The sequence below is a fragment of the Sphingomonas sp. LC-1 genome, assembly GCF_025371035.1.
GTDB classification, from domain to species: Bacteria; Pseudomonadota; Alphaproteobacteria; order Sphingomonadales; family Sphingomonadaceae; genus Sphingomonas; species Sphingomonas sanguinis_E.
Window position 1 is genome coordinate 118,681 of the sequence record NZ_JANZXB010000004.1, and the last position, 20,918, is coordinate 139,598.

Sequence of the window (20,918 nt, forward strand, 5' to 3'; positions counted from 1 at the left end):
CCATCATTTCAGGAGTCTCCATGGCGACGAGCAATACCTCGCCCAAGGCGCCGATCTTCGACGGCTCACGCATACCCGATCAGGTCGAGGGCATTCTCGACGCGACCTATAACTGGGTACAGGATTATTGGCTGAAGGTGCTGATCGCGATCGGCATCGGCGCGGTCATCGTGCTGGCGCTGCTCTGGGTGCGCAAGCTGGGCGACAAATTGTGCAGCCGCCCCGGTTTCGCCGGTGGCTGGGGCGTGATCCTGGGCCATGCGATCGCCCGGACCAACATGTTCTTCATCGTCACCCTGGCCGCGCAACTCGTCGCGGGCTATTCTGGCGCGCCGGGCGAGGTCGCCAAGACGATCAGCTTCCTGTTCACCGTCGCCAGCGTGTTCCAGGCCGCAATCTGGGCGCGCGAACTGATCCTCGGCACGATCGAGCATCGTACCCAATCCGAACATTATTCGGGTGAGGCGTTGTTGTCGGCGATGGGGCTGATCCGCCTCCTCGTGACGGTGGTGCTGTTCGCCATCGCGTTGGTCGTGGTGCTCGACAATCTGGGGGTCAACGTCACCGGCCTGGTCGCGGGTCTGGGCGTCGGCGGTATCGCCATCGGTCTGGCCGCGCAGGGCATCTTCGGCGACCTGTTCGCCGCGCTCGCCATCATCTTCGACCGGCCGTTCCGGCGCGGTGACAAGATCAGCTATGACAGTACCAATGGCGTGATCGAGTCGATCGGCCTGAAGTCGACCCGCATCCGCGCCTTCACCGGCGAACTGCGCATCATTTCCAACCGCCAGCTGCTCGACAAGGAAATCCAGAATACGACCGTGCGCGACCATGTCCGCCTGTCGTTCATGATCGGCGTCGCCTATGAAACCCCGCCCGAGACGCTGGCGCGTATCCCAGCCTTGCTGACCGAGATCGTCGAAGGTGAAGGCGGCAAGGTCGCCCGCGCCGGGTTCGAGAATTTCGGCGCGTCGAGCCTGGACTTTGCATTGCAGTTCGACGTGGCCGGCGACGACTGGGCCACCGCGCACGACCTGCGCAACCGGATGCTCGTCACGCTGATGAAGCGGTTCGCGGCAGAGGGGATTTCCATCCCCTACCCCACCCAGACGACCTACACCGCCGCGCCGGACGGGACGCTGGTCATGCCCTATCCGCAGGTCCAGCCGGTCGAGGTGCATCACACTGCCGGGGGCTGATCCCCGGTAGGTTTGGGCTCCGCAGGCGCGGCCGGCGCGGGTTCCACCCCGTGCTCGGCCTCGGTCGCATAAGCGGGCTCCGCCTCGACGTCCGGCTCGGCATTCTTGCGGCCCAGCAGGCGCTTGCCCCAGCGGACCACGGCCAGCCCGGCCACGACGATCAGCGCGATGAACTTCTTGCCGAAGCCCAGCATGATGGCGAGCAGGCCCAGCTTCTTGGCCGCCGCCACGCCCGCACCCGCCGCGACCAGCCCCGCCAGGCCATATTCGGCGGTCTTGTCGGTCGAGGCGTCATAGTCGGCATAGGTCTCGCCCCGGTCGAAGCTGGCCGCGCGACCGAATTGCGCCGCCGCCGCACGCACCTCGTCCAGATGCGCCATGTCGGACACCATGTTGAGGCTCAGTACCCCGTGCCGCCCGAGCAGCCGCACGTCGTAATTGAGCGAATCCGGCCCCTTGCTGTCGTCGAACTTCAGTTGTCGCCCCCAGACCAGCGAATGGTCCTGCGCATTGTAGGAGGGCGGCTGCGCCCAACCGACGACCTGGACCGTCGGAAAGCCCTGCTTCCGGCGCTCCTCGTTCCGTTCCGCCGCGCCCTCGCGCATATCGGCCAGGACCTTGTCGTAATCCTGCTCGTGCGCGTCCTTGTCGCTGACATAGCCGGTGTCCTCATAGGTCACCACCGCGCCCCAGACATTGTCCGACGCCGTGGTCCCGGTCGGCAGGACGAGACCAAGGACATCGCTGACCGCATCGGCCGGGTTGCCCCAAATCTGGGTCAGCACCTTCTTCGCGTCTTCGGCGGGCAGGAAATAATAACGGTCGCCCAGATGCAGCGTCGCCTTGGCCAAGCCGACCACGACATCGCCGGTCTGCTTGTGCAGCCCCTGTTCGAAGGCACGGATCTGCGCCTCTGCATTGTGTGCCGCCGGCGTCGGATCGGCGGCCATGGCCCCGCCCGACCAGCACGCGACCGTCAGCATCAGCGCCACCGCGATGGCGCGTGTTCCCCGCAAATTCATCATTCCCCCTCGCCCGCCCTCCCGTGGCGGACGAGGGAAGATAATCGTCAGATCCCGCCTTCGTCCAGCGACAACAGCGTGGCGTTGCCGCCCGCCGAGGTCGTGTCGACCGACACCGCCCGCTCCGCACAGAAGCGGTACAGATAATGCGGCCCGCCCGCCTTGGGCCCGGTGCCCGATAGCCCTTCGCCACCGAAGGGCTGGCTGCCCACCACCGCGCCGATCATCGAGCGGTTGATATAGAGGTTGCCGACCGCCGCCTCGCTCTCGGCGACCTCGCTGGCGCGGGCGATGCGGCTGTGCAGGCCCATGGTCAGGCCATAGCCCTTGGCATTCACCTTCGCGATCGTCTCGGACAGCGTGCCCGCTTCCCAAGTGGCGACGTGCAGGATCGGGCCGAACCATTCCTGGGTCAGGTCCTCGACGCGGTCGAGCCGGATCAGCGTCGGCGGCACGAACAGGCCGTCGGCGGGCGCCTCCAGCGTCTTGATCGTGCGCGCCGTCATGGCCGCGCGATAGGCCATCAGCTTGTCATAGGCGGCGCGGTCGATCACCGGCCCGACATCGGTCGCCGGCTGGCCCGTGGGGCCGAGCACCAACGTCTCCATCGCGCCCTTGAGCATCTCGATGACATTGTCCGCGACATCCGCCTGCACCAGCAGCAGCCGGAGCGCCGAGCAACGCTGCCCCGCCGAGCGGAAGGACGAGGTGATGACGTCCGCCACCACCTGTTCAGGCAGAGCGGTCGAATCGACGATCATCGCGTTGATGCCGCCGGTCTCGGCGATCAGCGGCACGATCGGGCGGTCGTCATCGGCCACCAGGGTCCGCGCGATCCGCTTGGCGGTGGCGGTCGATCCGGTGAAGGCCACGCCCGCAATCCGGTGATCCTCGGTCAGTTTCTGGCCAACATCCGGCCCGCCGACCGCCAGCAGCAGCGCGTCGCGCGGCACGCCCGCCCGGTACGCCAATTCGACCGCGGCTTGCGCGATGGCGGGCGTCTGCGGCGCGGGCTTGGCGACGACGGTGTTGCCGGTGACGAGCGCCGCGACCGTCTGGCCGAGGAAGATCGCCAGCGGGAAGTTCCACGGCGCGACCGTCGCCCAGACGCCGCGCCCTTCGAGGTGCAGCGTGTTGCGCTCGCCCGTCGGCCCGGGCAGCTCGACAGACCCCAGCCGCGCCCGCGCCTGCTGCGCATAGTAACGGCAGAAATCGGCGGCCTCGCGGACCTCACCGATCGCGTCGGGGATGGTCTTGAACGCCTCCTGCACCAGGATCGCCATCAGCCGCTCGCGGTCCTGCTCCAGCAGGTCGGCCAGCTTTTCCAGCACGTTCGCACGGGTGTCGAGCGGCGTCGCGTTCCAGGCCGGAAACGCCGCATGCGCGCGCGAGACCAGCGCGGCGACATCGGCGGTGGCGGCGACTGGCGCCACGGCAGGCGCATTCACCGCCTTCACCGTGGCGTCGAGCGTCGCAATGTCGCTCAGGTCGATGCCGGTCGAGTTGCGATGCCCCGGCGCGAACAGGTCGACGGGCAGCGGGATGCTGGGGTGGCGCGCGCCGCCGACCGCGGCGATCTTGGCGACCGGATCGGCGAGGATCTCCGCCTCGGTCAGCCGCGCATCGGCGAGCTGGTGGACGAAGCTGGAATTCGCGCCATTTTCCAGCAAGCGGCGGACCAGATAGGCCAGCAGGTCGCGATGCCCGCCGACCGGCGCATAGATGCGGCACTTATGGCCATGTTCGCGCACCAGCCGCTCGTACAGGCCGTCGCCCATGCCGTGCAGCCGCTGAAACTCGAAGTCGTGGCTGTTGCCCGCCCATTCCAGGATGGTCGCGACGGTCAGCGCATTGTGGCTGGCGAAGGCGGGGCGGATATTCTCCGCCGCCAGCATGTCCTTGGCGACCGCCAGATAGGATACGTCGGTCGCCGCCTTGCGGGTGAACAGCGGATAGTCGTTCAGCCCCTCGACTTGGGTGCGCTTGATCTCGCTGTCCCAATACGCGCCCTTGACCAGCCGCACGTTCATGATCCGGTCGAGGCCATTGGCCCAGGCGATGACCGCGCGCGCACGCTTGCCATAGGCCTGCACCGCCATGCCGAAGCCGTCCCAGCCCTTCAGCGCCGGGAGCGCCGCGACACCGCCGATGATATCGAGGCTCATCTCCAGCCGCTCGGACTCCTCGGCATCGACGGTCAGGGCGATGCCCTTGTCCGCCGCCTGCCGCGCGAGCTGCGCCAGCATGTCGGTCAGCGCGGGCACGCATTCATAGGCGCGCGGCAGCTCGTAACGCGGGTGGAGCGCCGACAGCTTCACCGACACCGAATGCCCCGCCGCCGGGTCGGAGCCGACCGCATCGATCGCCTTCACATAGGCCTGGAAATAACGCTCGGCATCCTCATGCGTGCGCGCCGCCTCGCCCAGCATGTCGAAGCTGGCGGTGAAGCCCTTGTTCTCGGGCTTCTTCATGCGGCGCATCGCCTCTTCGATGGTGCGGCCCATCACGAAGATCTCGCCCATCATCCGCATCGCGGCGCCGACCGCCTGCCGCACGAAGGGCTCACCCGCACGCGACAACAGCCGCTTGAGCGGCCCCGCCTCGCCCTCACCGACTAGCGCGCGGCCGACGACCAGGCCCCAGGTGGCCGAGTTGACCAGCTTGGACGCCGAACGCCCGGTATGCGCGCGCCAGTCGGCCTCGCCCAGCTTGTCGGCGATCAGCAGGTCGGCCGTCTCGGGATCGGGCACCCGCAGGAACGCCTCGGCGAGGCTCAGCAGCGCCACGCCCTCGGACGAGTTGAGGCGATATTCCTGGAGGAACTGGTTCACCCAGCCGCGATTCTGCGCGGCGCGCAGGTCGGCGAGCAGGCCTGAGGCATGGCCCATGATCCGCTCGCGCGTCTCCGGCGTCGCGGCGGCGCGGTCGAGCAGCGGCTTCAGGACATCGGGCTCGGGCGCGCGGTACAAGGATTTCATGGTCTTGCGCGCATCGGCGGTAACGGCAGAGGTCATAGGTCTTCAGGTCCGGTCGAGCGACCCGGCTCGCGGTAAGGCACTGGCGGGTCGCATGGCTATGCTGTGATGGACCAGCGCTTAGCGGGAAATGCGGGGGATGGGTATCGTTTGATATGAAGCCCGTGCAGGGCCAACCGAACATATCGCGCAACCATCCCTGCCCCCGCATCGTTCTCCCGTCAAACCCCTGAAAGGAGAGCCATGATGGCCGACGACACCCCCCAGGAAATCGCCGCCAAGTTCCTCGACAAGCTGAAGGACAGCCCGTTCGTCATGATCGGCCTGAACGATGGCCAGCATTCCGAACCGATGACCGCGCAGATCGACGACGATCAGCCCAACACGCTCTTCTTCTTCGCGGGGCGCGATAACCGCATCGCGAGTGGTGGTCAGGCGATGGCGCAGTTCGTCGGCAAGGGACATGACTTCTTCGCCTGCCTGGCGGGTCATGTCTCCAAGGACAATGATCCCGCGCAGATCGACAAGCTGTGGGACAAGCAGGTCGAGGCTTGGTTCCCCGGCGGCAAGTCGGACCCGAACCTGACGCTGCTGCGCTTCGACATCAATTCGGCCGAATTGTGGGAAACCGACATCTCGCTGTCGGGCCGGGTGAAGATGCTGTTCGGCGGCACGATCCGTTCGGACGAATCGTCCAGCCACGCAGTGGTCGGTTCGGTCGCGTAATTCGCGATCGCCGGATTGCGAAACGCCCGGAGGCCATGGCTTCCGGGCGTTTTCTATTTCCCCGCCCCGTTCAGTCTGAGCGGAGTCGAAGCCAAGAGGAACGGCTCGCCACACGCTTTTGGCTGAGGCCATTCCGTGGCCTTCGACTTCGTTCAGGCTGAAGGAAGATCAGAACATTGAGTCAGGCGTGGCGCCGGTACCCCCTCACCCGTTGGCCTTGATCCATTCCTCGACCACCGGCGCGATGCGGTTCCGCCATTTGGAGCCGTTGAAGATCCCGTAATGGCCGACATTCTCGGCCATATAATAGCGCTTCTTATCGTCCGAGAGATGGGTCGCCAGCGTCAACGCCGCGCGCGTCTGGCCCAGGCCGGAAATATCGTCGCGCTCGCCCTCGATCGCCAGGATGCCGATATCGGTGATCGCGCCCGGATCGACGCGCTTGCCATGGTGCAGCATCTCGCCCTTGGGCAGCGCGTGCCGCTGGAACACCAGTTCGACGGTCTGAAGATAGAATTCCGACGTCATGTCGCACACCGCGCGATATTCGTCGTAGAAGCGCTTAGTCGCCTCGGCGCTCTCGTCATCGCCCTGGACCAGATGCTTGAACATCTCCCAGTGCGAGATCATGTGGTTGCCCAGGTTCATCGACATGAACCCGGCCAGTTGCAGGAAGCCCGGATAGACCCGCCGCCCAGCACCCGGATAGGTCATCGGCACGGTCGCGATCGCATTCTGCTCGAACCAGGCGTGGGGACGCTCGGTCGCAAGCAGGTTGACCGCGGTCGGAGCCTCGCGCGTGTCGACTGGCCCCCCCATCAGGGTCAGGGTGCGCGGGGTACAGGGATGCTTGTCGGCGCTCATCACGCAAGCCGCAACGTAACAGGGCACCGAAGGCTGGCACACCGCCAGCATATGCGTGCCGCCATGCTCGGTGTTGGGGCCGATCTCGGCCAGGAAGTCGATGATATAGTCGACATAATCGTCGAAATCGAACCGCCCCTCGGACAAGGGCACCAGCTTCGCATCGCGCCAGTCGGTGATATAGACTTCGCAGGTCGGCAGCATCCGCTGGACGGTGCCGCGCAGCAGCGTGGCATAGTGGCCCGACATAGGCGCCACGATCAGCAGCTTGGGGCTGTCCTCGACGCCTTCGCGGCGAAAGCGCTTGAGCTGGCCGAAGGGCTTGCGTGCCACGATCTCTTCATGGACCACGACCTCGCGCCCGTCGATCTCGGTCTTGGTCAGACCGAAAGCGGGCTTGCCACGCGGGGCGGAGGCATGGGCGAACACCTCCAGCGCCGATCCCATGATCGCGCCGCCGCCGAAATAGGCAAAGGGGTTGGCCGGGTTCTGAAGCAACCCCGCCCCGAAATTGGCCAGCGCGCTTGCCCCCGCCAGCATCGAGCGTTGCATTTCATAGGCGTCGTACAGCATCGTCGCGTCCCTCGTGCTCCACGGACGGGAGCCATGATCGCATCCCGTTTATCACGAAACCCTTTGCGCAAGATGACCATAATGTGGCCATCCCGTCATATTGCCCGTGATCGTCTTCACCAACATAACGCATGAATGCGCATGAACGATGCGTCACCCCGTCCCGTCGCCGTTGAGCCCATGCCCTCACGCTGCTAGGTCGGCGCGATCATGGCCAGACCCGCCGCTTCCCCCGAGCCCGTCATTCCGCCCAGCCGCCGGTTGAGCAATCTCAAGATGGTATGGCGGTTTACCCTGCGATACCCAGGCCATATCGCGGCCGCCGCGCTGTCGCTGCTTGTGGCGGCGCTGACGACGCTGTTCATCCCGCGCACCTTTCAGAAGGTGATCGACCATGGCTTTGGCCGGGCCTCCGACGCGGCCAGCATCGCACCCTATTTTCAGGGGATGCTGGCGGCCGTGCTGGTGCTGGCAATCGCGACGGCGTTCCGATTCTATTTCGTGTCGTGGCTGGGCGAACGGACCGTGGCCGATATCCGAGTCGCGGTGCAGGCCAATCTGCTTCGGCTCGCCCCCCGCTATTACGAGGAAAACCGCCCCTCGGAGATTGCGAGCCGGTTGACCGCCGACACCGCGATCATCGAGCAGGTGGTGGGATCGACCGTCTCGATCGCGCTGCGCAACACGGTGATCGGGATCGGCGGCACCATCTATCTGTTCGCTCTCTCGCCCAAGCTGACCCTGTCGCTGCTGGTCGGCATTCCGTTGATCGTCCTGCCGATCATGCTGCTGGGCAAGAAGGTGCGAAGCCATTCGCGCGACAGCCAGGACCGGCTTGCCGATATCGGCGCGATCGCGGTCGAAACCCTGGGCGCGATGAAGATCGTGCAGGCGTTCGGCCAGGAACGTCGCGAAGCCGAACGGTTCGAGCAGGCGGTGGGCAACGGCTTCGCCACCTCCCGCCGTCGATTCCTGCTGCGGGCGATCATGACCGCGATGGCGATCGGCCTGCTCTTCAGCGGCTTTACCCTTTTGCTGTGGGAAGCGGTGGCGGACGTGGCCAGCGGGCGGCTGTCGGGCGGGTCGCTGACCGCCTTCGTCGTGACGGGGATGCTGGTCGCGGGCTCGTTCCAGGCGCTGACCGAGGTTTGGGGTGACATCTTGCGCGCGTCGGGCGCGGCGCAGCGTCTGTCCGAACTGCTGGCCGAACAGCCGGAGATCGCGCCGCCCCCCGCCCCCGCCGTGCTGCCGGTGGTACCGATGGGCGCGCTGCGGTTCGAGGATGTCGTCTTCCACTATCCGACCCGCCCCGAAGTCGCGGCACTCGACGGCTTCTCGCTCGACATCCGGCCTGGCGAGACGGTTGCGGTGGTCGGCCCTTCGGGGGCGGGCAAGTCGACGCTGTTCCAGCTGGCGGAACGCTTCTATGACCCGCAGGCGGGACGGATTTCGCTCGACGGCGTGGACCTGCGCGATGCCGATCCGGCGGCGATCCGGGCGCGGATCGCGATGGTGCCGCAGGAGACGGTGATCTTCGGCGCCTCGGCGCGCGACAATCTGCGCTATGGCCGATGCGAGGCAAGCGACGACGAACTCTGGGCCGCCGCCGAGGCTGCCAATGCCGCCGATTTCCTGCGCGCGCTGCCCCAGGGGCTCGACACGTTTCTAGGAGAAGGCGGCGCACGACTGTCGGGTGGGCAGCGGCAAAGGATCACCATCGCGCGCGCGCTGCTTCGCGATGCGCCGATCCTGTTGCTGGACGAGGCGACGAGTGCGCTGGATGCCGAGAGCGAACAACTGGTGCAGCAGGCGCTCGAACGGCTGATGGCGCACCGGACCACCCTGGTCATCGCACACCGCCTGGCCACCGTGCGGGCGGCGGAGCGCATCGTGGTGATGGATGGCGGACGGATCGTCGAGCAAGGGCGTCATGCGGCGCTGATCGCGGCCGGCGGGCTTTATGCGCGGCTGGCGAGCCTGCAATTCCAAGAGTGATGGAGCCGGTTTAATACCAGTTTCCCCGTGCCCCTCTTGATCTGTCGAGGGGACGGGGATGGGTCCGTCGGGCTTTTTGCATCGGGTGAAGCATGGCCTTCGGCTTCGCTCGGGCTGAACGGAGCAGGAGGCGCGTGTTCTGCATGGCCCTGGATCGGCCTCACCGTCTTCGTTGACGCGGTGCATAAGGAGAAGGGCGGGGCCGCTTTTCTCCTTATGCCAAACCTGCTTGCGACCGACGGTACACTCCCCTAGGCTCCGACAATACCATTTTAGTACCGGGGAGTCAGGAAGATGCAGCGATCCACTCAATGGAAGGCCGGCCTTGCCGCCGCGGCCATCGCGTTGACCAGTGCCTCGCCTTCCGCGATCGCGCGGACGACGACGCTGCCCGCCATCTTCCCCGCCCCCGCCGCAATCAGCTTGAGCGACGGCGCGATCACCTTGGGCCGCTCGGCCCTGTTGATCGCCGCGCCGGGCACCGAGCCCGCGACGGTCGCGCTGGTCCGCTCGATCCTTGCCGACGCGGGCGTCACCGAGATCGTCTCCGCCAGCCGCCTGCCCGCCACGTTCGACCGGCCGACCATCGTGATCGGCCCCGACACGGCCGCCATCATCCGCGACGCTCTGGCGCGCAGCAAGGCGGGCACGGACGATCAGGCGGAGGGCTATAGCCTCGCCGCGCTCGCCTCGGGCGATGGCGGCCTCATCACCTTGGCGGGTCACGACGCCGATGGCCTGTTCCATGCGGCACAGACGCTGCGCCAATTGGTCGAGCAGCCGCAAATCCCCGCGCTCGTCATCCGCGACCATCCCGCCATGCCGATCCGCGGTACGATCGAGGGATTCTACGGCAAGCCCTGGTCGATGACCGACCGGACCAAACATCTGGATTTCCTGGGCCGGATGAAGGCCAACACCTATGTCTACAGCCCCAAGGACGATCCCTTCGCGCGGGATAAATGGCGGGAGGCCTATCCCGCCGAAACGCTGAACGCTCTGGGCACGCTCGCCGCACGCGCCAAGGCCAATCATGTAAATTTTGTCTATGCCATTTCGCCGGGGCCCAGCATCTGCTTCTCCAATCCGGCGGACGAACAGGCGCTGCTGCGCAAATTCGCTGCGCTGCGCGGGATAGGCGTGCACAGCTTCTATGTCGCTTTGGACGACATCGAATATCAAAAATGGAATTGCGACGCGGACAAGGCCGCCTTCGGCCCTTCGGGCGCAGAGGCGGCAGGCGTCGCGCAGTCGAAGCTGCTGAACGCGGTCCAGGCCGATCTGCTCAAGCAGGATCCGGCCTCACGCCCGCTGATCATGGTGCCGACCGAATATTATGATGCGAAGGAAAGCCCCTATAAGGCGGCTCTGCGCGCGCATCTGGACCCGCGTATCGTCGTGCAATGGACCGGCACCGATGTCGTGCCGCCCGCCATTTCCATCCCCGATGCCAAGGCCGCGACCAAGGCGTTCGGGCGCAAGACGCTGCTTTGGGATAATTATCCGGTCAACGACTATGCGAGTTCCGCCGGGCGGCTGCTCCTGGCCCCCTATGCCAAGCGCGAGGCGGGGCTGTCGTCCGAGCTGACCGGCATCCTGTCCAACCCGATGAACCAGGAAGCGCCCAGCCGCGTCGCGGTGACCGGCGTGCTGGCGTTCGGATGGAACGACAAGGGCTATGACGCCGACCGCACCTGGCATTATGCCGCGCGCGATCTGGCGGGGGGCGATGCACGGGCGGCGGCGGCGCTATTGGAGCTGTTCGATACCCAGCATCTGGCCCCGACCTTCGGCAGCCAGCCCTGGCAGGAACAGGCGCCCAAGCTGAAGGCTCTGCTCGACCATGTCCGCGAGGCGCTGGCGAACGGCGACGAGGCGGAGCGGCGCGCCGCGCTTGCCGAATTGCACGCCAAGGCCGATGCGCTGGCCGACGCCCCCGACACGATCCGCGCGGGCGTCGCCGATCCGGCCTTTGCCGAGCAGGCGGCTCCCTGGCTCGACGCGATGCAGCTTTGGGGCCGCGCGTTGCAGCAGAGTGCGGCCGGACTGGATGCCGCCGACCGGGGCAATCCGGCCGCAAGCCGCTATTTTGCCGATGCCAAGCGGATCGCCGCGCAGGCCGCCGCCGTTCAGAGCATTCCGGGCGCGGTGCGGTTCGACGGACCGATCAAGATCGCCGACGGCGTGCTCGACCGGTTCATCGTGGACGCACCGAGCCTGATCGCGGTCACGGCGAAACCGTAACCGTCCGGCTGGCGCGGCGGCCATCGGGGGTGCGGGTACGGAGATCGACCGCGCCCGTCACCGCCACCGGCCCGTCATAGCGCCGCCATGTGGTGGCGCCGCCCATGCGATACTCGATCGGGGTGCCGGGAAACTCGGCATTGGCCTCCAGCCTGCCGCCGACGATCCGCGCACCCGGCGGGGCAAGGCGATAGGTCACGCCCGCTTGGTCGAGCATCCGCATCTGCACGCCCATCCGCCCTGCGAAATCCTGCCAGCCGGTCAACAGCTTGGCGCGGTCCACGCGCGCATCGCCGGGCGTATAGCCCGCCCCCGCGACATAGGCGGGCTCCCAGTCCGGTTTGCTCCAGGCGCGTTCCGCCAACGCCAGCAGGCGGGGGAACAGCATATAGTCGACCTGGCTGTCGCGACGGACCGTCTCGCTCCACAATTGCGCCTGAATCCCCGCGATCGCACGGCCGGGCCGTAGCGGGGTCGTGTCGGCAATGGCCTTGGGCTGGGCCAGTATATTGGGAATCAGCGCGGCATTGGCCGCCAGATTGCCCGGCATGAAGCCGAACACCTGGAAACTGTCCACCCCGCGCGAGGCCCAGTCATAGCCGGTCTCGTTCGGATCGGCGGCATAGGGCATGTCGAAATAGCCCAGATCGGGGATCGACAGCACCGTCTTCCACCCGCGATTGGCTTGGCCATGCGCCTCGGCCACGCCCCCGGCGTGCAGGTTGCTCCAGATATTGGTCTGGACGTTGGCGGGCATCTTGCCAGGGTCGGTATGGCCCAGGCCATCGCTCCACCCGGCGACCGCGATGCCGCGCTTGGCCAGATCGGCGGCGACCCGCTCGATGAAGCGCGCGCCGAGTTGCTGAGGCTGGAGCCCGTCGCGTGCCATGACGACCTTGCAGGCGGGCGACTCCTTCCACGCCCCCGCCGTCTCGTCCGCGCCGATATGATAGGTGGTCAGCGGCACCCCCGCCGCCCTGTGCAGGCCCGCTATGGCGTCGATCACCGTGTCGATGAAGCGATAGGTGCTGTCGATACAGACGTTCAGCGTGTTGTCGTCATAATGCTGCACGCTGGAATAGCGGGTGGTGTCGCCCGGTTCGACCAGGCGATAGCGTTCCGCCCCGGCGCGGTCGCCCTTCGCCATCAGCCGCCGATAGCGCACTTCCATCGACCGGATCGCCGCGCGCGAATGGCCCGGCATGTCGAAGGAAGGGATGACGTCGATCTGCCGCGCCTTGGCCGCGCGAAGAATGTCGGAATAGTCGGCGGCGGTCAGATAGCCATTGGTCGGCGCGTCGTGCGCCGGATCGGCCCCAAGCTGGGCTTGCAGGCAGGTCGTCTCCGTAATGTCGTCGCAGCGATAGGCGCCCACCTCGGTCAGTTCGGGAAGGCTCGCGATCTCCAATCGCCACCCCTCGTCATCGCCCAGGTGCAGGTGCAGCGTATTGAGCTTATACGCGGCCATCTGCTCGATCAGCTTCAGGATTTCCGCCTTGCTGTGGAAGTTGCGCGCCAGATCAATGTGAAGCCCGCGAAAGCCGTATCGCGGTGCGTCCTCGACGATCAGCGGGCGAAGCGTCGTCCCCTCCGCCGCCATCTGCTGCGCCAGCGAACGCAAGCCATAGGACGCCCCTGCCGCGTCCGCCGCCGCGATGTCGATCCGCCCATCGCCGATTTTCAGGCGATAGCCCTCGGGTGCGATCCCGGTCTGCTTGCGGATGGTCAGCAGCACCGTGCCCACCGGCAGTCCGGCCACCGCAGGCGCGATGGCGGCGCGGTCGATCCCGCTGGTCGTGATGCGCAGCCCCTTGGACAGATCGACCGGCGCGCCGCCCGGTCGGGTGGCCGATAGCGGCTTTGGCAGGATCGCCACATCGACCGGGGTCGCGCTGCCCCGCTCGGCATAAAGGGCGAAGGCGCGCTCGGGCGTGCGCCAGACGGTCTGGTCGTCGGGCGCGCTTCGGGCCAGCGCAGCCTCGTCGGTCATCGGCGCGACGAAATCCAGGGTCTCGAGCCCCGTCTCGGCGTCGGTGCCGGTCCGGGTGGCCGCGATCACACGCGGAGCAAGACCAGGCACGGCCAGCGTGGCGTTGGGCATCATGTGATTGCGGGAGAAAAACGCCCCCAAGCCCGTCAGCTTCACATGATAGACGTGTCCCGGCGCCAGGCGACGGCCGGGCTTGAGCGTCAGGACGTTCAGATCGCCGTTGATCGTCCGGTTGTCGAAGGCATCGCTGTCGATCTTCAGCACCGGATTGACCAGGCTATAGCGAATCTCGACCGGCAGGTTGGGCGCATCGGCAGGCACGGCGATCGCGATGTCCGCCTCGAAACAGCGTGGAATGCCAGCCGGGCAGGATGCCGGGCGGTTGGTCAGGATGGTGTAGCGATAGCCCAATGTGGCGGCGAGCCGGTCCAGATCGGCCTGCGCTCCTCCTGCCGGAACCGTCGCCAGGATCGCGGCCGAAGCCCATATACTCATCATCCTGCACCCGTCCCGCTACGCATAATGGTCTTATATTGGACCATGATAAGGTCGGTCGCGCAAGCCGAAGACATTCCTCCTCCTGACAAGGGAGGGAATGGACGAGCGGGGGTGACGCCGCCCTTGCCACCCCCTATCTCGGACCCATGAAGAAACCCCAACCGGGTCTGCCGACCCGTGAGCAAATCCTCTCCTTTATCGAACAGTCGGACCAGCCGGCGGGCAAGCGCGAGATCGCCCGCGCCTTCGGCCTGTCCGCGCAGGAGAAGATCGGGCTGAAGGCGCTGCTCAAGGACATGGCCGACGAAGGGCTGATCGACAGCGCGCCGGGCCGCGCCTTCCACAAGATGGGCGGCTTGCCCAAGGTGACGGTGCTGCGCGTCGTCGATGTCGATGACGGCGGCAATGTCTGGGGCCAGCCGGAACGCTGGGAAGCGGACGGCGTGCCCATCCCCCGGCTGCGCATCCGCGAACGCAAGCGTGGGCAACTCGGCATCGGCCAGCGGGTGCTGGCGCGGACCGAGGAAGCGGGCGGCGGCTGGATCGCGCATGTCATGAAGACGATCGCGCCCGCCTCCGAACAGGTGCTGGGCGTGCTGCGCGAGGAGGCCGGACGCTTCTGGCTGACCTCCGTCGACAAGAAGGACCGGCGCGAGATGATGGTGTCGGACACCGGCGGCGCGGAAGCGGGCGACCTGGTGCTGGCCGAGAAGGCGGGCCGCCCGCCGCGCATCACCGCGCGCGTGGTCGAGCGGCTGGGCGATCCCTTCGCGCCGCGCAGCTTCTCGCTGATCGCGATCCACAAGTTCGAGATTCCCGACCGCTTCCAGCCCGAAACGCTGGAGGAGGCCGAACGGGTTGCGCGCCAGCCGCTGGGCGACGACGGCGAGGATTTGCGCGATCTGCCGATCGTCGCGATCGATCCGGTCGACGCGCGCGACCATGACGATGCCGTCTGGGCCGCACCCGACGACGATCCCGCCAATCCCGAGGGCTGGCGCGCCATCGTCGCGATCGCGGACGTCAGCTTCTATGTCCGCCCCGGCTCGGCGATCGACAAGGATGCGCGGCGGCGGGGTAACTCGGTCTATTTCCCCGACCGGGTGGTGCCGATGCTGCCCGAGATCCTGTCGGCCGATGTCTGTTCGCTGAAGGAAGGCGAGGACCGCGCCGCGCTCGCCTGTCACTTGCAGGTGACGAAGGACGGCAAGCTCAAGGGCTTCCGCTTCACCCGCGCGGTCGTGCGGCTGGCGGCGAACATCGCTTATGAGGATGCGCAGGCTGCCATAGACGGCGAACTCTCGCATCCGCTGACCGAGACGGCGCTGCGGCCGCTCTGGGACTGCTGGGCCGCGCTGGCGAAGGCGCGGGATGCGCGCGAGCCGCTCGACCTGGACCTGCCTGAGCGGCGGGTGGTGCTTGACCAGAATGGCCGCATCCTGTCGGTCGCGCCGCGCGCGCGGCTGGATGCGCACCGGCTGATCGAGGATTACATGATCGCCGCCAACGTCGCCGCCGCCAAGGCGCTGGAGGCGAAGAAGGCACCCGTGATGTACCGCGTCCATGAGGTGCCCAGCCGCACCAAGCTGGTCGCGCTGAAGGAATATCTCGAAACCTTCGACATCCCCTTTGCCATGGGCCAGGTGATCCGCCCGGCGACCTTCAACAGCATCATCGACAAGATCGGCGACGCGGACTTCAAGCCGCAGGTGATGGAGCAGATTCTGCGTTCGCAGACCCAGGCCTATTATGCGCCGGTCAATCAGGGGCATTTCGGCCTGTCGCTGGGCTCCTATGCGCATTTCACCTCGCCGATCCGGCGCTATGCCGATCTGGTTGTCCACCGCGCCTTGGTGGGGGCGTATAAACTCGGCGACGGGGGCCTGCTGCCCGAGGGCGAGGAGATGGAGCGGCTGGGTACCTCGATCAGCCAATATGAGCGCCGCGCGATGGAGGCGGAGCGCGAGACGATCGACCGCTATGTCGCGGCGTACCTGGCCGAGCATGTCGGCCAGGTGGTCGAGACGCGGATCACCGGCGTCACCAATTTCGGCTTCTTCGCGACCGTCGACGGCGTGGGTGGCGACGGGCTGGTGCCGATCCGCGATCTGGGCGGCGATTACTTCCACTATGACGAAGGCTCGCAGCAGTTGCTGGGCGAGAAGACCCGCGAAATCTACAAGCTGGGCCAGCGCCTGCCGCTGCGTCTGGCGGAGGCCAACCCGGTGTCGGGGGCGCTGCGCTTCGAACTGCCCGACGGCAAGGGCGCCAAGCCCGAACCGCGCCGCGTGCTGAAACGGCGCGGCAGGCCCGCGAACATCCGCCACAACGGCAAGCGGCGCTGATCCATTCCTCCCCTGGAAGGGGAGGTGGCAGGGCGAAGCCCTGACGGAGGGGTGTACCGCTCTCGATAGGGCGACACCCCTCCACCATGCTTCGCATGGTTCCCCCTCCCCTTGCAGGGGAGGAAAACGGGGGATCGCTCCCCGCCCCCATGCGTAACCTCCCCAAAAGGAGATCATGCATGGGCAATATGGTGGACGGCGTCTGGCACGCCGACGGGCTGTTTAAGTCGGACGAAAAGGGCAGCTTCAAGCGCCCCGATTCCGGCTTCCGCGACTGGGTGACGGCGGACGGAGGCCCGGGCCCCGACGGCCAGCCCGGTCACCGGGCCGAGCTCGGGCGCTATCACCTCTATGTCTCCTATGCCTGTCCCTGGGCGCACCGGACGCTGATCCTGCGGGCGCTCAAGGGACTGGAGTCGATGATCGACCTGTCGGTGGTCGACCCGCTGATGCGCGAGAATGGCTGGACCTTCGCGACGACACGGGGCGGGACCGGCGACACGCTGCACGGCGCGGACTATCTGTGGCAACTCTACGCCCGTGCGCGAGAGGGTTACACCGGTAAGGTGACGGTGCCGGTCTTGTGGGACAAGGACCGCGACACGATCGTCAGCAACGAGTCTGCCGAGATCATCCGGATGTTCAACAGCGCCTTCGACGGGCTCGGCGCGTTGGAGGGGGATTATTACCCCGCCGAATGGCGCGACGAGATCGATGCGATCAACGCAGACGTCTATGACCGGGTGAACAACGGCGTCTACAAATGCGGGTTCGCCAAAAGCCAAGAGGCGTATGACGAGGCCGTCGCCCCGCTATTCGCCGAACTCGACAGGCTGGAGGAGCGACTCACGGGTCGCGAATGGCTGGTCGGTGACCGAATGACCGAGGCGGATATTCGGCTGTTCACCACGCTCGTCCGCTTCGACGCGGTCTATCATGGGCATTTCAAATGCAATGTCCGCCAGGTGCAGGATTATCCGGCGCTGGAGGGGCTGCTGGAACGCATGCTGGCCATCCCCGCCATCGCCGACACCGTGCATCTCGATCACATCAAGACACATTATTATGCCAGCCATCTGGAGCTGAACCCGACTGGCATCATTCCCGCCGGGCCGGACCTGCCCTGGGCCGGGCTGGTACGAAACTAGATTCACCACCGCCCTGGCGGCGGCCGGGGCCCAGGTGCCGTGCATGCGATGATGCGGGCAAAAATGGCTTTAGGGTTGACCGGGCCAACACGTCCGAAACGCCAAGGCGACTGAACCCCGGCCTTCGCCGGGGTGGTGATGGCTTGAGGGTGGGCTTTTAGTAAGCCCGCCCGATCAGTACTCGCTCCACGGCCGCGCGGCCGGTGAAGATGCAGGGGCCGTCATCGCATCCGGTCTGGCCCATCGGCGCGTTGCGGATGGTCAGCTTCAAGCCTTTCAGCTTCTCGACCACCTGCTCCAGTTCCTCGCCCGTCGGCTTGGCCCAGCGGACATCGACCCAGCCGGGGTTCTTCACACCGTCGGCGAAATGCGCCTCGACGCCCGCCCAGTCCTCCACCGGGACGATCTGCGCCTTCAGCCTCTCAGCCGACTGGCGATGGAGTTCGCCCTGAATGTCGGTGAGCAGCGCCTCGATCCCCGACACGAAGTCGCCACGCGGGCTTACGACCGAGTCGAGCTTGCCGTCCTCGCGGTACAGCCGATCACGGCGGATCACCGAGACGTTGCCGCCCGCCATGTCGCGGCCGCCGACCTCGATGATGACCGGCGCGCCCTTCTTGACCCAACCCCAGCGCTTGTTGGCAGCCTTTTGCGCGCGCGCATCGACCATGGCGCGGATCGGCTCGCCCAACGCGGACTGGCCCACCAGCTCCTTTTGCAGGTCACGACAATAGCTCAGCAGCGCCTCGTCCTCGGGCTGGTCGCGCAGCATCGGCACGATCACCACCTGCCACGGCGCCACCTTGGGCGGCACGCGCATCCCGTCATCGTCGCCGTGCACCATGATCATGCCGCCGATCATCCGGGTCGACACGCCCCAGCTGGTCGTCTGTGCAAAGTCCAGCCCGCCTTCGGCATTCTGGAACCGGATATTCTGGGCTCGCGCGAAATTGTCGCCGAGGAAATGGCTCGTCCCAGCCTGCAGCGCCTTGCCGTCCTGCATCATCGCCTCGATCGAATAGGTTTCGACCGCGCCGGGGAAACGCTCATTCTCGGGCTTCTCGCCCGCGATGACGTGCATGGCGAGGCAGTCCTCGGCGAAGCTGCGATAGACTTCCAGCATCTGGATCGTCTCGGCGCGCGCCTCGTCCACCGTGGCATGGGCGGTATGCCCCTCCTGCCACAAGAACTCGGCGGTGCGCAGGAACATGCGGGTCCGCATTTCCCAGCGGACGACATTGGCCCACTGGTTGATCAGCACCGGCAGATCGCGCCACGACTGAACCCAGCGGGCAAAGGCGGTGCCGATCACCGTTTCCGAGGTCGGGCGGACGACCAGCGGCTCTTCCAGCTTCGCCTCGGGATCGGGGACCAGCCCGCCCTTGCCGTCAGCGATCAGCCGGTGATGCGTGACGACCGCCATTTCCTTGGCGAAGCCGTCGACATGCTCCGCTTCCTTCTCGAAATAGCTGAGCGGGATGAAGAGCGGGAAATAGCAATTCTCATGCCCCGTCGCCTTAATGCGATCATCGAGCAGGCGCTGAATGCGCTCCCAGATGCCATAGCCCCAGGGGCGGATGACCATGCAGCCCCGGACGCCCGATTCCTCGGCCAGGTCGCCCTCGGCGATGACGGACTGATACCAGGCGGAGAAATCCGCGTCGCGGGTGACGGACAGAGCATGCTTCATGCCCGCCCGATAGCGGCAAAGACCCGGTTTCGCCAAGAGGGCGGGCGCATGCGGCCTTTCGTCACAGCATCGCACGGGCTAGGAGCCCCCCAATGTCCGATGACCGCGTGCTCAAAGGCATCGGCCTGCGCCTGATCGCCATCTTCTTCCTGTCGACCATGTCGGCGCTCGTGAAGCTGGCCGAGTCGCGTGGGGCGACCTTGTTCGAAACCATGTTCTTTCGACAGCTTTGCGCGCTGCCGGTCGTGCTCGCCTTCGTCATGGCGGGGCCGGGGCTGGCGTCGCTGCGCACCACCCGGTTGAAGGGTCATGCCAAGCGGGCGATGGTCGGGCTGGTCGGCATGGTCTTCACTTTCGGCGCGGTCATGCTGCTGCCGCTGGCCGAGGCGACGACCTTCCAGTTCACCGTGCCGATCTTCGCCACCTTGCTCGGCGCGCTGGTGCTGGGGGAGAAGACCGGGCTGCAACGGTGGAGCGCGGTGCTGGTCGGCTTTGCGGGCGTGCTGCTCGTCGTGCGGCCAGGGGCGAGCGACATGTCGATGTTCGGGGCGGGCGTCGGGCTGATGGCGGCGATGTTCGTGGCGATCGTCGCGATCGTGCTGCGCCAGTTGCGCGACGAGCCCGCGACCACGACCGTCTTCTATTTCACCATCCTGACTCTGCCCTTCATCGCCTTGCCCTATGCCTTCCACCTGAAGATGCATGATCCGCTGACCTGGGTGGTGCTCGTCTCGATCGGGCTGGCGGGCGGCATGGGACAGCTGGCACTGACCGGTGCATCGCGGCTGGCCCCCGTCGCCGCCGTCGTGCCGATGGACTATTCGGGCCTGATCTGGGCGACCGTCTATGGCTGGCTGATCTTCGGGGCCTTGCCCACGGCCGGAACCTGGCTGGGCGCCCCGGTCATCATCGCCAGCGGATTGTTCATCGTCTGGCGCGAGCAGCGGCTGGGCAAGCAGCAGACGATCTCCGCCGCCGCGGAGGATTGACGTTATTCCTCCCCTGCAAGGGAGGGCTTATTTACCGCACCTCCCACCGCTTCGGCGCATTCTCCTGCCAACCCGCACGGTGGAGCAGCGGGGTATCGTCGTCCCACTCGGCATGGCCGAGGCAGAGATAGGCGGCGAAGCTCCAGTCCTGGGGCACCTTGAAGATCCGCTCCATGGCGGCGGGGTCGAGGATCGAGACCATTCCCATGCCCAGATTGGCCGCCCGCGCCGCCAGCCAGAGCGTGTGGATCGCCATCGCGGTCGACTGGCGCAGCGTCTCGGGCATGGTGCGGCGGCCCAGGCCGTGCCCCTCCGCCGGATCGACATGGGTGAAGACCGCCAGCTGGACCGGCGCGGCGTCCAGGCCCGCCAGTTTCAGTGCGCGATACGCCGCGGCCTGTTCGTCGGCATAATCGGCCGCCGCCTCTTCGTCGCAGCGTCGGAAATCGGCGCGGACGGCGGCGCGCAATGCGGGGTCCTCGACGCGGATCACCCGCCAGGGCCGGGCATTGCCGACCGAGGGGGCCAGCGCCATCGTCTCGGCCAGCCGCGCCAGCACCGCCTCGTCGATCGGATCGGTGCGAAAATGGCGGACGTCGCGGCGCCAGCTCAGGATCGTCTCCAGCGTCGTCGCGTCGCTTGTGTCAAAGCACATGCTCG

13 protein-coding genes are annotated in these 20,918 nt (G+C 66.6%); 7 read left to right on the forward strand and 6 right to left on the reverse strand.

The genetic code is table 11. The features are described from left to right. Positions 1 to 20 precede the first annotated feature (20 nt). Positions 21 to 1,199: a mechanosensitive ion channel family protein gene (locus NZL82_RS07545; protein WP_261269162.1), complete on the forward strand. Its 1,179-nt coding sequence runs from the start codon at positions 21 to 23 to the stop codon at positions 1,197 to 1,199. Here NZL82_RS07545 and NZL82_RS07550 read toward each other — a convergent pair. Together NZL82_RS07550 and NZL82_RS07555 are read right to left on the reverse strand one after the other, a co-directional pair. After that, the gene (locus NZL82_RS07550; RefSeq protein ID WP_261269163.1) at positions 1,181 to 2,221 is read right to left on the reverse strand and encodes a DUF2167 domain-containing protein; all 1,041 of its coding nucleotides are present in this window, start codon (positions 2,219 to 2,221) and stop codon (positions 1,181 to 1,183) included. The genes NZL82_RS07545 and NZL82_RS07550 overlap by 19 nt on opposite strands. A 47-nt stretch (positions 2,222 to 2,268) precedes the next feature. Then, positions 2,269 to 5,199, reverse strand: coding sequence for an L-glutamate gamma-semialdehyde dehydrogenase (locus NZL82_RS07555; protein ID WP_405051354.1), 2,931 nt, complete (start codon positions 5,197 to 5,199; stop codon positions 2,269 to 2,271). 243 nt (positions 5,200 to 5,442) lie between these two features. Between NZL82_RS07555 and NZL82_RS07560 the strand changes: the two genes are divergently transcribed. After that, positions 5,443 to 5,922 (forward strand): pyridoxamine 5'-phosphate oxidase family protein, encoded by a 480-nt coding sequence (locus NZL82_RS07560; protein WP_261269165.1) that lies wholly within the window; start codon positions 5,443 to 5,445, stop codon positions 5,920 to 5,922. Positions 5,923 to 6,126: 204 nt separating this feature from the next. On the opposite strand, the gene NZL82_RS07565 is transcribed toward NZL82_RS07560, so the two are convergent. Next, positions 6,127 to 7,359 carry a polyhydroxyalkanoate depolymerase gene (locus NZL82_RS07565; RefSeq protein WP_261269166.1) on the reverse strand — a complete coding sequence of 411 codons (1,233 nt, stop codon included), beginning with the start codon at positions 7,357 to 7,359 and terminating at the stop codon, positions 6,127 to 6,129. A 210-nt stretch (positions 7,360 to 7,569) separates the two neighbouring features. Here NZL82_RS07565 and NZL82_RS07570 point away from each other — a divergent pair, with 210 nt between their 5' ends. Together NZL82_RS07570 and NZL82_RS07575 are read left to right on the forward strand one after the other, a co-directional pair. After that, positions 7,570 to 9,354, forward strand: a complete 1,785-nt coding sequence (locus NZL82_RS07570; RefSeq protein WP_261269167.1) for an ABC transporter transmembrane domain-containing protein — start codon at positions 7,570 to 7,572, stop codon at positions 9,352 to 9,354. A gap of 294 nt (positions 9,355 to 9,648) precedes the next feature. Beyond that, positions 9,649 to 11,598 (forward strand): beta-N-acetylglucosaminidase domain-containing protein, encoded by a 1,950-nt coding sequence (locus NZL82_RS07575; protein WP_261269168.1) that lies wholly within the window; start codon positions 9,649 to 9,651, stop codon positions 11,596 to 11,598. Here the strand turns inward: NZL82_RS07575 and NZL82_RS07580 are convergent. Continuing rightward, positions 11,582 to 14,083 (reverse strand): family 20 glycosylhydrolase, encoded by a 2,502-nt coding sequence (locus NZL82_RS07580; protein ID WP_261269169.1) that lies wholly within the window; start codon positions 14,081 to 14,083, stop codon positions 11,582 to 11,584. The two genes, NZL82_RS07575 and NZL82_RS07580, sit on opposite strands and share 17 nt — an antisense overlap. A gap of 149 nt (positions 14,084 to 14,232) precedes the next feature. On the opposite strand from NZL82_RS07580, the gene rnr reads away from it, so the two are divergent. Together rnr and NZL82_RS07590 are read left to right on the forward strand one after the other, a co-directional pair. Beyond that, entirely contained in the window at positions 14,233 to 16,431 is a 2,199-nt protein-coding gene (rnr, locus tag NZL82_RS07585; RefSeq protein ID WP_261269170.1) for a ribonuclease R, read from the forward strand. 179 nt (positions 16,432 to 16,610) lie between these two features. After that, positions 16,611 to 17,579 (forward strand): glutathione S-transferase family protein, encoded by a 969-nt coding sequence (locus NZL82_RS07590; RefSeq protein WP_261269171.1) that lies wholly within the window; start codon positions 16,611 to 16,613, stop codon positions 17,577 to 17,579. 157 nt (positions 17,580 to 17,736) lie between these two features. Here the strand turns inward: NZL82_RS07590 and proS are convergent, their stop codons facing one another. Next, a complete protein-coding gene (gene proS / locus NZL82_RS07595; RefSeq protein WP_261269172.1) occupies positions 17,737 to 19,269 on the reverse strand; it encodes a proline--tRNA ligase in 1,533 nt (510 codons plus the stop codon). A 92-nt stretch (positions 19,270 to 19,361) separates the two neighbouring features. On the opposite strand from proS, the gene NZL82_RS07600 reads away from it, so the two are divergent. Beyond that, on the forward strand, positions 19,362 to 20,258 hold the full coding sequence (locus tag NZL82_RS07600) for a DMT family transporter (RefSeq protein WP_261269173.1): 897 nt from the start codon (positions 19,362 to 19,364) through the stop codon (positions 20,256 to 20,258). A 31-nt stretch (positions 20,259 to 20,289) separates the two neighbouring features. Here NZL82_RS07600 and bluB read toward each other — a convergent pair whose 3' ends face one another. Beyond that, positions 20,290 to 20,913 carry a 5,6-dimethylbenzimidazole synthase gene (gene bluB / locus NZL82_RS07605; protein WP_261269174.1) on the reverse strand — a complete coding sequence of 208 codons (624 nt, stop codon included), beginning with the start codon at positions 20,911 to 20,913 and terminating at the stop codon, positions 20,290 to 20,292. Positions 20,914 to 20,918: the final 5 nt, after the last annotated feature.

What these genes read in the sequence shown, in the direction of transcription:
- proS (WP_261269172.1), bottom strand. Translation starts at nt 19,269, where the DNA reads ATGAAGCATGCTCTGTCCGTCACCCGCGACGCGGATTTCTCCGCCTGG.
- NZL82_RS07560 (WP_261269165.1), top strand. Translation starts at nt 5,443, where the DNA reads ATGGCCGACGACACCCCCCAGGAAATCGCCGCCAAGTTCCTCGACAAG.
- NZL82_RS07570 (WP_261269167.1), top strand. Translation starts at nt 7,570, where the DNA reads ATGGCCAGACCCGCCGCTTCCCCCGAGCCCGTCATTCCGCCCAGCCGC.
- NZL82_RS07550 (WP_261269163.1), bottom strand. Translation starts at nt 2,221, where the DNA reads ATGAATTTGCGGGGAACACGCGCCATCGCGGTGGCGCTGATGCTGACG.
- NZL82_RS07565 (WP_261269166.1), bottom strand. Translation starts at nt 7,359, where the DNA reads ATGCTGTACGACGCCTATGAAATGCAACGCTCGATGCTGGCGGGGGCA.
- rnr (WP_261269170.1), top strand. Translation starts at nt 14,233, where the DNA reads ATGAAGAAACCCCAACCGGGTCTGCCGACCCGTGAGCAAATCCTCTCC.
- NZL82_RS07575 (WP_261269168.1), top strand. Translation starts at nt 9,649, where the DNA reads ATGCAGCGATCCACTCAATGGAAGGCCGGCCTTGCCGCCGCGGCCATC.
- bluB (WP_261269174.1), bottom strand. Translation starts at nt 20,913, where the DNA reads ATGTGCTTTGACACAAGCGACGCGACGACGCTGGAGACGATCCTGAGC.
- NZL82_RS07545 (WP_261269162.1), top strand. Translation starts at nt 21, where the DNA reads ATGGCGACGAGCAATACCTCGCCCAAGGCGCCGATCTTCGACGGCTCA.
- NZL82_RS07580 (WP_261269169.1), bottom strand. Translation starts at nt 14,083, where the DNA reads ATGAGTATATGGGCTTCGGCCGCGATCCTGGCGACGGTTCCGGCAGGA.
- NZL82_RS07555 (WP_405051354.1), bottom strand. Translation starts at nt 5,199, where the DNA reads ATGAAATCCTTGTACCGCGCGCCCGAGCCCGATGTCCTGAAGCCGCTG.
- NZL82_RS07590 (WP_261269171.1), top strand. Translation starts at nt 16,611, where the DNA reads ATGGGCAATATGGTGGACGGCGTCTGGCACGCCGACGGGCTGTTTAAG.
- NZL82_RS07600 (WP_261269173.1), top strand. Translation starts at nt 19,362, where the DNA reads ATGTCCGATGACCGCGTGCTCAAAGGCATCGGCCTGCGCCTGATCGCC.